General features: G+C 28.0%; 10 protein-coding genes. 1 reads left to right on the forward strand and 9 read right to left on the reverse strand.

Going from position 1 to position 14158, the window contains the following annotated elements; all coding sequences use genetic code 11:
• Nucleotides 1-33: 33 nt before the first annotated feature.
• From IC219_RS06205 to yfmF, 8 genes are all read right to left on the reverse strand, one after another.
• A complete protein-coding gene (locus IC219_RS06205) occupies nt 34-1407 on the reverse strand; it encodes a UDP-N-acetylmuramoyl-tripeptide--D-alanyl-D-alanine ligase (protein ID WP_227432409.1) in 1374 nt (457 codons plus the stop codon).
• Between the two features lie 167 nt (nt 1408-1574).
• Complete coding sequence (locus tag IC219_RS06210; protein ID WP_227432408.1) at nt 1575-3554, reverse strand: stage V sporulation protein D; 1980 nt, start codon at nt 3552-3554, stop codon at nt 1575-1577.
• Between the two features lie 11 nt (nt 3555-3565).
• Complete coding sequence (locus IC219_RS06215; RefSeq protein ID WP_227432407.1) at nt 3566-3913, reverse strand: hypothetical protein; 348 nt, start codon at nt 3911-3913, stop codon at nt 3566-3568.
• A gap of 196 nt (nt 3914-4109) precedes the next feature.
• Nucleotides 4110-4691 carry a TVP38/TMEM64 family protein gene (locus IC219_RS06220; protein WP_413926907.1) on the reverse strand — a complete coding sequence of 194 codons (582 nt, stop codon included), beginning with the start codon at nt 4689-4691 and terminating at the stop codon, nt 4110-4112.
• Between the two features lie 277 nt (nt 4692-4968).
• The gene (rsmH, locus tag IC219_RS06225) at nt 4969-5904 is read right to left on the reverse strand and encodes a 16S rRNA (cytosine(1402)-N(4))-methyltransferase RsmH (protein WP_227432406.1); all 936 of its coding nucleotides are present in this window, start codon (nt 5902-5904) and stop codon (nt 4969-4971) included.
• A gap of 29 nt (nt 5905-5933) precedes the next feature.
• The gene (lgt, locus tag IC219_RS06230) at nt 5934-6680 is read right to left on the reverse strand and encodes a prolipoprotein diacylglyceryl transferase (RefSeq protein WP_227432405.1); all 747 of its coding nucleotides are present in this window, start codon (nt 6678-6680) and stop codon (nt 5934-5936) included.
• A gap of 369 nt (nt 6681-7049) precedes the next feature.
• Nucleotides 7050-8336: an EF-P 5-aminopentanol modification-associated protein YfmH gene (gene yfmH / locus IC219_RS06235; RefSeq protein ID WP_227432404.1), complete on the reverse strand. Its 1287-nt coding sequence runs from the start codon at nt 8334-8336 to the stop codon at nt 7050-7052.
• 14 nt (nt 8337-8350) lie between these two features.
• Nucleotides 8351-9616, reverse strand: coding sequence for an EF-P 5-aminopentanol modification-associated protein YfmF (gene yfmF / locus IC219_RS06240; protein WP_227830793.1), 1266 nt, complete (start codon nt 9614-9616; stop codon nt 8351-8353).
• 315 nt (nt 9617-9931) lie between these two features.
• On the opposite strand from yfmF, the gene ychF reads away from it, so the two are divergent.
• Nucleotides 9932-11029, forward strand: coding sequence for a redox-regulated ATPase YchF (gene ychF, locus IC219_RS06245; RefSeq protein ID WP_227432402.1), 1098 nt, complete (start codon nt 9932-9934; stop codon nt 11027-11029).
• 568 nt (nt 11030-11597) lie between these two features.
• Here the strand turns inward: ychF and IC219_RS06250 are convergent.
• Nucleotides 11598-13865 (reverse strand): EAL domain-containing protein, encoded by a 2268-nt coding sequence (locus IC219_RS06250; RefSeq protein ID WP_227830794.1) that lies wholly within the window; start codon nt 13863-13865, stop codon nt 11598-11600.
• Nucleotides 13866-14158: the final 293 nt, after the last annotated feature.

Here is a 14158-nt window from a genome sequence, read left to right on the forward strand (position 1 = left end):
CTCTCCCTTGTCAATCAACTCATTAGTTTAAGCTTATTTATTTAGATATTCAACTATTTTTTCTAATTTCATGCCTCTTGAGCCTTTCACTAAAATAGTGTCTCCTGTTTTTATTAATTCATCTAATCGATTAAATACATCGTCTCTATTTTTAAAGTGATATATATTGGATGAATCGAATCCTAATCGTTTTGCTTCGTCTCCAATAAACACTGAGTTTTCACCTATAGTTATTATGATATCAGTATTATTCATAGATGATTTTCCAACTAATCTATGACCATACTCTGAAATTTCACCCATCTCAAGCATATCTCCAAGTATTGCTACTTTTCTACCTTTATATCTACCAAGTATTTTCAAGGCTGCTTCCATAGAATCTGGACTGGCATTATATGAGTCATTAATTATTGTTAATCTTTCATTTTTTATTATATCTAATCTCATTTTTGTCCCTTTGAAGTTTTTTAAACCTGTTTTTATACAATCCAAAGAAATATTTAAACTCATGCCAACTAATATCGCCGACATAGCATTATATATATTATGCTCTCCTATTGTTGGTATAAATATTTCCTCTTTTTTTCCATTTATGACACACGTAAATGTCAAACTATCTTCTTCCATAGTATAATCTTCACAATAAATGTCATTATCTTTCTTAAATCCAAATGTTTTTAACTTATATACATGCTCTTTTTCTTTTAATGTAGATAAAAATTTATCATCGCCATTTACAATCAAAGTATTTGTATCATCAAAATTTGAAGCAATCTCCAGCTTTGCCTTTAAAATCCCTTCCTGTGAACCTAGGTTTTCTATGTGTGACAATCCTATATTTGATATAACTGCAATTTTAGGATTTACTATGTCCACCAAATACTTTATTTCATTAAATCCAGACATTCCCATTTCTATTACAGCACACTCATGTTCTTTATTTAAATTAAACAAAGTCAAAGGAACCCCAAAATGATTATTTAGGTTCTTTTCATTTTTCAAGATGTTTAATTTTGCAGAAATAGCTGCATATATCATATCTCTAGTAGTTGTTTTTCCTACACTACCTGTAACACCTATAAATGGAATGTCAAATTTTTCTTTATAATATCTGGAAATATTTCCTAGAGCCAAAGTTGTATCTTTTACCTCTATTAAATTTATATCCGAACTTTCTAATTTTATTCCATTACTTTCATTTTTTATAAAAGTTTTGCATCCACTATCATATGCAGACTTTATAAAGGTATGCCCATCTAAATTTTCTCCAACTATGGCTACAAATGCATTTTGTGCATTTGCTTCCCTGCTATCTATAACTATATCACTTACACAGTCATTATAATCTCCATATATTAACTTTCCATTAGTTGCAAGTACTAACTCCTTTATTGTTAAGCACTCCATTCTCAAACTCCTCCTTATAAAACATTAGCTATATTATCTTAGCAACAAAAGGCAATGTATACCGTTACATATACATTGCCTACGATAACTCTTAACTTTATAATTATATACTATATTTCTGTTTTTTTGAAGATGTTTATGGATATATGTTAATTATCTGTTACTTTTTAGTTTTCAAAATATAGTGTTATACTTGAATCTTCATTAACTTTTATTCCAGGTTTTGGAAAAACATCCTTTACTTTTGTATCCTTTGGAATTTCTATATCTGTATCTAAATTTGGTTTTAACTTCGCATCTTCTAATGCTTTCACTGCATCCCCAATTTTTAAATTTCTTACATCTGGTACTTTGACTTGTTTCTTTTCATATTCAGCTTTTTCTTCTTCTTTATATACTGGTTTGACCCCTAAATATTTTAGAGAATCATTCATTATTTCTTTTACTATAGGTCCTGCTGTAGTACTACCAAATGCACTTACTCCTGTTGGCTCATCAACAATAGCAAGAACTACAATTTGTGGGTCATCACAAGGTGCTATTCCCACGAATGAACATATATATTTTCCTTGAGCATATTTACCATCTATAACCTTTTGAGCTGTACCTGTTTTCCCACCTAGTCTATATCCTGGTATATATGCAATTTTTCCTCCACCATCAGTTACAACTGACTCTGCAATTTCTAACATTTTTTTAGATGTTTCTTTAGATATAACATTTCTTACTTTTTTTGGTTTTACTGTCTCAGTTATATTACCTTTGTTATCAGTATAAGATTTTACTACTCTTGGTTGCATTAAATCTCCACCATTTGCTATTGATGATATAGCTGTTATAAGTTGTATTGGAGTTACTGATATTGATTGACCAAATGATATTGTAGCTAACTCAACTGGACCTACATTTTTTTCATTATACAATATTCCTTTAGCTTCTCCTGGTAAATCTATACCTGTCTTATTCATAAGACCAAAAGATTCTATATAATCATACATTTTACCAACACCTAATCTACTTCCTAATTCAACAAACACAGGGTTACAAGAATTTTGTACTGCTTGTTTAAACTCTTGTGTTCCATGAGGTCTATAGTGTCTCCAACATTTAATCTTTCTTCCTCCTACAGTTACACTACCTGTACATGTGAATTTCTCACCATCTTTTATTACTCCTTCTTCAAGAGCACTGGAAGATGTAATAAGTTTAAATGTAGAACCTGGTTCATATGTATCACTTACTGCTGGATTTCTCCACATTTGATAATAACCCTTTATTTTGTCTTTATCGCTATATTTTTCAAGTTCTTCTTGATAATATGGATATATTGGTGTTCTTGAGTCGTTAGGGTCATAATCTGGTTTTGATGCTAGAGCAAGTATATCGCCAGTTTTAGGATTCATTGCTATTGCAGTGACTTTCTTTGCATTATTTATTTCATAAGCCTTTTGTACTGCTTTTTCAGTATAATGTTGGATTACTTCATCTATAGACAATACAAGACCATTCCCCTGAACAGGTTCATAATATTTTTCCATACCTTGTGGAATTTCTCTACCTGAAGCATCAGTACTTACTATTAATTTTCCAGCTTTTCCTTTTAATTTTTTATCATATTGCATCTCTATACCAGATATCCCTGTTGCATCTGAGGAAGTATGACCTATTACATATGGTGCAAAATTTCCATAAGGATAATATCTTTGATTGTCTTCTGCTACCCATATTCCACCTAATTTAGCATCTCTTATTTTACTTGCCTTATCATCATCTATCCATCTTTTGACCTTTACAAGAGCCATATTTTTTTTGCTTATTAAAGCATAAATATCTTTATAATCTTCATCCAAAATTTCAGCCACTTTTTCAGCCGCTTCTTTTTTATCTTCAACTTCTACAGGTTTGCACCAAACTGTATATTTAGTTACACTTACTGCCAATTCTTTCATGTTTCTATCATATATAGTTCCTCTTTTAGGCTCTATAGGTATATCTCTTGTTTGTTGTTCTAATGCTTTTGTACTCAACCAATTACCTTTCATAAGTTGTAGGTATCCAGTCCTAATAACAAGGCAAAAAAACAGTGCACATGCTAAAACAAGAACAAGTACCAGTCTTTTTTTGCTTATCCTTTTTACTTTTCTCAAACCTATTCCCCCTAGTTATCCACATTTATATACTTTATTTGTCCATCTTTTGGATAGTCCATATTGAGCAATTCCTTTGCTTTTAACTCAATTTCTTTTATTGATGTTTTTTCAGTTTCTTTTGCCTTTAGTTCCTCTAGTACTATCTCTTTTTTTCTTAAATCCTTTTGTAAATAATGAATATCATATTTCATTTCTGAAATTTTTGAATAACCACATAGATTCAATATTATTACTACGAAAGTTGTAATCAATAAAATACATTTAGCCCCTATTTTTTTATTAATTCTCTTTTTATAATTATTCTTTTTTTTATTTTTATATTCATTTAGATTATGTATTTTATAATTTTTTTTCAAATTATCACCCCGATAATATAGATTTTTAGATTTTCCTCTATACTATATTTGTTATTAATCATATCTCTTCCTTTAAAATTTCATCGCTAAATTAATACACTGTTACACAATCTATTTGTAATTTTTTCTATACACAACAAAAAATCTATAGATTCACTAATTCTTGAATTCGAACCTATAGATTTTACACTAATTTTTATTTATTTTTATCACTATATATTTTCTTTAACATATAAATCAATACACTTAAAGCAAATAATATTAAAAGTCCTGTCATCATGACTTTAGCTCCACCAGTCAACATACCACCAACATAAGAATATACAATGGTTGCTGGTAATTGTCCTACTCCAGTAGCTATAAAGAAAGATATAAAACTCATGGATGTTAGACCTGCTGCATAGCTCACAAGGTCAAAAGATATAAAAGGAAGCAATCTTGCAATTAAAATCGTATGTTTTCCATACTTATCAAAAAAAACATCTATACTTTCTAGTGCAAATTTGCTTGTAAGTTTTACAACTACATCTCTACCTAAAAATCTTCCAATTACAAAACAAATTGCAGCACCTGCCATTGCACTAATCCATGACAGTATAGCACCATTTACCCATCCAAATAAGGCTGCATTTGCAAAAGTAATTAAAAATGCAGGAAGAGGTGCAGCTATTGATTGTAATATCATAAGTGCAAATGATATTATCGGTGCCCAAACTCCAAATGATAATATGTACTCCTTAATTGCATCTAGATTTAACATACTCAGATAAAATATCATCTGATTTACCATTTTTTTAACAGGAGGTATAAAAAAGTAAATACCAAATACCCCCAATATAATACAAATTTTTATTAATAATTTTTTATGCTTATTCTCTATTTTTCTCCACTCCTAATATCTACTTTAGTTATATTATAACAGAAAATATTTTTCTATATTGTCGATTATATCATAGTTGTTTTCTATTCTAATAAAAACTATAATAGGTTTTAACTATAATTAAGAAGTTTATTATTTTATTACATCGCTAGTCCTTACTCTCAAACTATATAAATTATATTTTTTCCGCTACTCTCAATTTAGCACTTCTTGAACGTGGATTTACTTCTATTTCTTCAGCACTAGGTAATATTGGTTTTCTAGTTATTATTTTTACTTCAGATTCTTTATCACATTGACATATTGGTAAATGCTGTGGGCATATACAATCTGATGCGAGATATTTAAATGCATTCTTTACTATTCTATCTTCTAACGAATGAAATGTTATTATACAAATTCTACCATCTTCATTCATTATAGAAGAAGCATCATTTATCATTTTTGTAATTACTCCAAGTTCATTATTTACTTCTATTCGTATAGCTTGAAAAGTCCTTTTAGCTGGATGAGGCCCATCTATTCTAGCTTTTTTAGGAATAGCTTTTTTAATTATATCAACCAATTCACCTGTAGTTTCTATTGGTTTGTTCACTCTTTCCTCAACTATAAATTTAGCTATACGTTTAGCCCAGTTATCTTCACCATAATCTTTAATTATCTTAGCTAGCTCATCTTCTGCATAAGTGTTTACAACATCATATGCTGAAAATTCACACCTAACATCCATCCTCATATCAAGTGGTGCATCTTGCATATAAGAAAATCCTCTCTCAGCTTCATCAAGTTGATGAGAGGAAACTCCTAAATCTGCTAATACACCATCTATCTTATAAACTCCGATTTTTTCCAATTCTTCTTTTATATTTTCAAAATTGCTATGAACAAATTTTACTCTGCTTTCATATTCACTTAATCTTTCTCTTGCTGTATTTATAGCATTTTTATCTTGGTCAAACCCTATAAATAATCCTTTATCTGATAATTTTTTTACTATTTCTTTGGAATGTCCTGCACCACCCATAGTACAGTCAACATATACTCCATCTGGTTTTATCTTTAAATTTTCTATACATTCATTTAAAAGAACTGATACATGATGAAATTCCATAACTACCTCCTTCAAACTTAATATTTAAATTATTCTTCAATACTGTTGCTTTTATTTCTCTTTGATAAATAAATATGTGCTATTATACCACCAATAACACCAACTAAACTTATCACTTGAGCCATTCTAAGTGGTCCTAACATTAAACTATCTGTTCTTAGTCCTTCTATAAAAAATCTTCCTATTGAATAAAGGGTTATATAAGTCACTATAACTTGTCCTTCGTATTTTTTATTTTTTCTAAACAATAATAAAACTATAAATATTCCAAAATCCCATATAGACTCATATAGAAAAGTTGGATGAACCTTTACTCCATCAACCATTATTCCCCATGGTAAATTAGTTGTACCTCCATGAGCTTCTCCGTTAATAAAGTTCCCCCATCTTCCTATAGCTTGTGCTAAAGGCATTCCAAGTATGACAGTATCAGCCATTTTTAAGAAATTAATATTTTTAAACTTAGTGTATATATAGCCAGCTAAGATTCCACCTATTAACCCTCCATGTATAGCAAGTCCGCCACCTCTGAAATTAAGTATTTGAAATAGATTTTGAGCATAATAACTCCAATTAAATATAACATAATATATTCTTGCACATATTAATCCAACAGGAATTGCTATGATAGCTATATTTAATACATCATCTTCTTTAAGCCCAACTCTTTTCGACTCTTTTATTGCTATTAAAGTTCCCAAAATCATGCCACTAGCCATAAGTATTCCATACCACATTATGTCTATCCCAAACAGTGTAAATGCGACTCTATCCATAACTCCACCTCTTTATCTTAATTAAAATATTTCCAAAGCAATACACCATGTTTACAATTAATTGTAATTATACTAAATTATGATAACATATTAATGTTAATTCTACAAAACATATTGATGTTGATTCTACAAATACTTAAAATATATTATACATGCTGTCTCAACAAAATTATGCATAAATTATTTACAAGCAAAGAAATTGGTGTATATTATACACCAATCTCTCTACAAATTTTTATTAATAATATTTAATTTTTACTAACTTAATTTGTATAAGTATATTCAACAAAATCACTTGCTACCTAAATAAAACAAGTATCAAAATTAACTATTTGGCCTTTAGCTACTTATTTGTAATATTCAAACGTTCTACTTAGGTTCTACAATAGAAATAACACAATACTCCTCTTTAAAGTGTTCTTTTAATCTCTCTTCAACTTCCTCAAAAGCAACATCCTTAATAATATCTAAATAATCCAATATATTTATATCTTTAAAGATATAAGATATAAAACTATTTCCTATAAAGTTTATAGAATCAAAACATTTAATAAATGAACCAATTTTTTTCTTTTTAGTTCTTTCAAACTCCTCTTTAGATAATCCTTCTTTTTTAGCTCTTTCTATATATTCAAGAATTATCTCTTTTACTTTTTTAGGTTCCTTAGAATCTCCAGCAATTACGCTAAAAGCATAGTCTACTTGAGATGAAAATCCAGCTCCAAAATTTTCATTTATTAGACCTTGCATATACAAATCTTCATAAAGTTTACTGCCCTTTTTAAATAACATACCTATAAGGATATCAGTTACAATTTCTTTACGTAAAAGTTCTTTTCCTTTTACACCTACATTATTATCTTTAAAACCTATGTTAAACATAGGTATAGATATAGGAAACTTTTCTATAACTTCTTTTTCCTTTACAGTTGCTGGTTCTTCAGGATAAAATCTTTCTATATTCTTAGAAAGTTTATCCACATCATAATTGTTTGCTTTTTTAGTTACATCTATTACCTTTTCTACATCCAAATCACCTACAACAAACAAAGCCATATTTCCTGGATTATAGAAAGTATTGTAACACTTATATAGTTCTTCCTTAGTTATCTTATATATACTATCTACTGTACCAGCTATATCAATTCTAGCAGGATAATTTACATACATAGCCTTTAGACAATTAAAATACACATTCCAGTCTGGATCATCATTGTACATTTTTATCTCTTGTGCTATTATACCTTTTTCCTTTTCAACATTTTCATCTGTAAAATAAGGTGTTTGAACATAATCAATTAAGTGCTCTAAACTTTCATAAAAATTTTCCGTAGCTGAAAATAAGTATGCTGTCATTGTAAAGTTAGTAAATGCATTTGCACTTACACCTAATTTAGAAAATTTTTCAAAAGCATCTCCTCCATCAGGTTGTTCAAACATCTTATGTTCTAAAAAATGTGCAATTCCTTCATTTACTCTAATCTTTTTATCTTCTCCTATTGGAATAAATTCTAAGTCATTTGAACCATAATTAGTAGCTAAAATAGCATATTTTTTTGTAAAGCCTCTCTTTGGCATAAAATATACATCTAAGCCATTTTGTAATTTTTCATAATAAACTTCTTCTCTTAATATATCATTAACTATTTTTTCCATAGACATCTCCTCCATTAATTTCTTAAAAAGTATACAATATCAAGTTCTATATCTTTTACAGCCTCAATTATATCTTTTTTAGTAACTTTCTCTATGCTAGATATTATGTCTTCTACTTCAGAATTTGTCTTTGCCATAGACTGAGAAAAAGCAAAATCAGACATTCCACCTATATTATCTGTTATAGATTTCATAGAGTTAACTAAAGCAAGCTTACTATTTTCTAACTCTTCATCAGATATATCTCCTGCTTTTAAACTTTCTAATTGTTCTTTTATTAATTTTACAGCTTTATCATAATCTTTAGTTTCTATTCCAGATGATATAAGCATAATACTTTTATACTTCTCTATTGAAGAGAAAATATAATAGCATAAGCTTTCCTTTTCTCTTACATTCACAAATAGTTTAGAGTGTGGACCACCACCTAATACATTACTTCCGACCACAAGGGCATAATATTTATCATTATCTACATAATCTACATTTGCTCTATACCCCATAACTAATTTACCTTGAGTTATTTCCATTTTTTCGTCTATTACTTTTACTTCATCTACATGTTTTATGAAATCTTCTTTTGGTATATCTATAATATCTTCTCTTTCGAATTTTAAATTTTTACTTATTATGTCTACAACCTTATCTTCATCAAAATTACCTTCTACAACTATGTCTATTGGAGATGTTTTAAGTATATTTCTATAATGCTCATATAGCTCTTTTGAAGTTATGTTATCTATTTCATCTTCGTAACCAAACTCACTTATACTGTATCTTTCATTTCCACACATAGCTTCTATACATTTATCTTGTGCATATTCTTTTTTATCATTTATTATTGATTGTATCTTATCTCTTAAATTTTCTTTTTCAATATTTAAATATTCTTCTTTAAATCCACCATCTACAACAAGTGTATTATTTATTACTTCATTAAAAAATTCTACTACTTCTTCAAATATATTTTCATCTAAATACTTTTCACTTATATTAATTATTTTAAAACTTAGTACTTGACGCTCTCCACGTTTTACAGCATCAGCTCCCATAGACGAACCATATAAATCATCTAGTTTATTGGATATTGCTCTGGCACTAGGATATTTTTCACTTCCACTTGCTATTATTGATGGTATCAAAGCATTTTTTGTAGTTTCTTTTTTATCCAACAATCTCTGAACATACAAACTTATAAGATTTGATTTAAACTTTTCTGTTTTTATCAAAGTCAAATTAATATTATTACCTAAATTTATTATTTTCTTAGTATTAACCATATGTACCTCCTATTTTTTATTTAAACATCAATTTTAAAATTGAAATTTATTCATTTTTTGATTGTATATACTTATATATAAAAACCTTCTATTTAATTATATCCTTTTTATTATTTTCTAAAAGTAATATTTTTATTTAAATTTAAATAAAAAGTTATTTAGAGCAGTCTGCTTTAAAGTCTAGTTTACAAGCTTCATATATATGATGTATAATCAATATGTATGTCTATAATTAAAACAATTTTACAATCCCATAGATTGATTGTTTAAAGTTATATAAAGAATATAAAAAGAATAAGAGAGAGGACGATTAATATGAAATTAGGTATAGTTGGTTTACCAAATGTAGGTAAAAGCACACTATTTAACGCAATAACTCAAGCAGGCGCAGAATCTGCAAATTACCCTTTTTGTACAATAGACCCAAACGTTGGAGTTGTATCTGTTCCAGATGAAAGATTAGATAAACTAAAAGAATTGTACAACTCTGAAAAAATAGTTCCTACTGCTATAGAATTTTGTGACATAGCTGGTTTAGTTAGAGGTGCTTCTAAAGGAGAAGGCTTAGGAAATAAATTTTTATCACATATAAGAGAAGTTGATGCAATCGTACATGTTGTCAGATGTTTTGAAGATGAAAATGTTATACATGTAGATGGTTCTGTTGAACCACTTCGCGATATAGAAACTATAAATTTAGAATTAATTTTCTCTGATATAGAGATTCTTGAAAGAAGAATTCATAAAACTCAAAAAGCCGCTAAAGCTGATAAAACTTTAGTTTCTGAGCTTGATTTGTTAAATTCAATCATGGCTACTTTAGAAAATAGTAAGTGTGTAAGAACTATGCAATTTACAGAAGATGAACAAAGCTTTGTAAATTCATTAGATTTACTTACATCTAAACCTGTAATATACGCTGCAAATGTATCAGAAGATGATCTGGCAGATGATGGAGAAAGTAATAAGTATGTTCAACAAGTTAAAGTATTTGCAGAAACAGAAGATGCTGAAGTTGTTGTTGTATGTGCACAAATAGAAGCAGAAATTTCTGAACTTGATTCTGCTGAAGAAAAGAAAGAATTTTTAGAAACATTAGGGCTTGAACAATCAGGGCTTGATAAACTTATAAAATCATCTTATGCCTTACTTGGTCTAATTTCATTCTTAACAGCTGGTCCAAAAGAAGTCAGAGCATGGACTATAAAGATTGGAAGTAAAGCACCTCAAGCAGGAGGAAAGATACATTCTGACATAGAAAGAGGATTTATCAGGGCTGAAACAATTGCTTTTAATGATTTAGTTGAACATGGTACTATGGCAGCTGCAAAAGAAAAAGGATTAGTTAAATTAGAAGGTAAAGAATACATAGTTAAAGATGGAGACGTAATATTATTTAGATTTAATGTTTAAAATGCTTATTTATCTACAATCTTAACTATTGTATTACAATAAAAAAATTAGAATAATAGAAACTTCTATTATATTATAATAGCTATTTAGATTTTATAAAAAAGAGAGTTTTTCTAAATGATTTTTGAAAATCATAATAGAAGCTCTCTTTTTTAATTAAAGGTTTGTGGTTTTTAAAAACTATATAGTATTCCCACAGAAATTATGATTGTCAACAATGACAGTACTTTACTGTAATCCCAAATACGCTTTCCACCAAAACAAGCTTTCTTTCATCATTTACCATTTCCCTAATTGTTATATTACTCAAAAACTTTCCTCCCTCAAGTACTTACATAATTGCTGATATTCTTATATTCACAAACTGCTACACTCAAATTAAAAACTTCTAGTCATAGAAAAATTATATCTCTTTTAGAAAATATTATATGCTCCATATAATGTAAAGTAATACTCTAAACCTAATTCATATTTTTATACCAAAGTATTTTTACATAAATAAAGTGAACTTTGACTATACAAAGTTCACTCTTCTTACAAATCTTTATTTCATTTTGTACTAAGTTTTTTAATTTGTACTCATACCTTCAATATCATTCCTATTTAATATCAACTTTTCGTATTCTTCTATTGGCATTGGTTTTGCAAATAAAAATCCTTGAGCCATATCACATCCTATAAATCTTAAAAACTCTGCTTGCTCTAAGGTTTCAACTCCCTCTGAAACAACTTTTATATCAAGTTGCTTTGCCATCTGAACAATGCTTGAAACCACAATTTGACTCTTTTTTGTATCTTCTACTGTTATAAAAAATTGTCTATCTAATTTCAATACATCAATTGGCATATCTTTAAGCATATTTAAAGAAGAATAACCTGAACCAAAGTCATCCATAGATATTTTAAATCCTACAGATTTTAAATTCTGCATTATTTTAAATAACATTTTTGTATTATCAAATATTGCACTCTCTGTTAGTTCAATTTCAATTAAATTTGGTTCAATATCATATTCTTTTGCAATGTTTTCAAACTTTTCTATAAAGTCTGGATTTTCAAGATGTACTCTTGATAAATTTACTGATATAGGAAATCTAGGTAAGCCTTCATTTTCCCAACGTTTAAAGTTTTTACAAACTTGAATAAATACAAACATATCCAATTCTGTTATAAAACCATTCTTTTCAAAAATAGGAATAAACACACCTGGACTTATTAATCCCTTTTGGGGATGTTGCCAACGTACAAGAGCTTCAGAACCTACTATTTTACCTGTAGATAATTCAATTTTAGGTTGCAAATACACCTTAAATTGTTCATTTTTTAAAGCATCGTGCATCTCTTGCTCAATATCACGTTCTTCTATAAGAGTTTCCTTTAAATTCTCAGCATAAATCTCATACACTTTTAAGTATTTTCTTTTTACTGTAGTCTTTGCAATCATAGCCTTATCAAGACAAGTAGATATATTTGTTTCTCCCTCTTCAATAAAATACACTCCTATAGATGGTATCAGATTAAGTTCTACATCTAAGCTAGTTTTTATCATAGATAATTTTTTACGCATAATTTCACATATCTCTATAACTGATTCTTTATCCTTCTTTTTTTCAAATATTATAGCAAAATTATCATTTGAAATTCTTGAAAATACAGACTCTTCTTTAAACATATTTTCAATCATCTCTGCAATTTTTCTTAATACTCTATCTCCCTCTTCATATCCAAATCTATCATTTACTAACTTAAATTTATCTATATCAAAATAAATTAAAACTAGATTCTTTTTCTCATGAGTGGATAAAAATTTACCACCTTCCAGATTAAATTTATTTGAATTTCCAATTCCTGTAATACTGTCTTTAAACGCAAATTCTTCTAACCTTTCCTTACTCTTTTTTTGCATAATCAAGATATAAATTATTAATGATGTAAATATCACAATTAAAACTATACATGCTGATAGTGTAAGTTTTATAATAGCATATGATTTTTCAGATACAGCAGTTCTAGGAACTTCAGAAAAAAGATACCAATCATTAATTCCTATTGGAGCATAACTTAAATAATATCCTTTTCCAGACATATTATAACTTAATGAACCTGATTTAGAATTTTTTATATTTAACTTCATATCATTAAGAGTAGATTTTGATAAGGCATTACTTTTATTTATATATGAAAATAAATTTTCCATATTAGAGTTTGCGTTTTTGCTACTTGGATTTAAAACAATATCACCATTACTATTAGCTATATAAGAATATCCTTTTCCATTAAAAGTTGGTACAGAGAGTATCTTTTCATATAACTTTGTACTATGTGTAGCAAATATAACACCAATAATCTTGTTCCCCTTATAAATTGGTACAGAGTACACATTAATGTCTTTATGATCTTTTATTACATCTTTTAACTTACCTGTTATGACTACTTCTCCTTGCATTGACTTGGAAAAATAATCTCTCTTAGAAAAATCTTCTACATAACCATCTGTAGTATATGCCATACCATCTGGTAGAATAACACCCATTCTTTTAAATGAACTATTTACAGATTCTCTTTTAAGTATTGAAATAATATTGTCCAATTCAAAAGATTCTTCTCCTTCAATATATATTGAAATTGATTGTAACAATTTTATATCGCCATTAATTTGTTTTTTTAACACATTGACACTTTGATTTGCTATTTCTGAAAGATATTGATTCGTTTCCTCACCTAGTGTCTTATTCAACTTTGAACCATAAATCAAACAGGAAATTGTAACTACTAAGATACTTATGATAGCAATTATGGACAAACCCTGCCTATTATTTTTTGCATCACCCAACATCACGCTTCCTGCCTTTCTGGAATCTATATGTATACAATTATTATTTTATATCAATTATTTTAACAATTTTGCGACAATACTTATTTTTCCATATTTACTGTAATTATACAAAATTATCAACTTTATTACAATAAAAAATTAATTAATATAGATAATACAATTTTAATAAATTATATTATCTATATTAAAGGTTACTAACATAATTTGCATTAATGTACACTACATAAAAAGAATATAATATCAAAATAATTTTGATATTATATTCTTAAAATATATATTTTATTAAATTTTCA

Origin of the sequence: Clostridioides sp. ES-W-0018-02 (assembly GCF_020658175.1) — a bacterium.
In the GTDB taxonomy this organism is placed as follows: Bacteria; Bacillota; Clostridia; order Peptostreptococcales; family Peptostreptococcaceae; genus Clostridioides.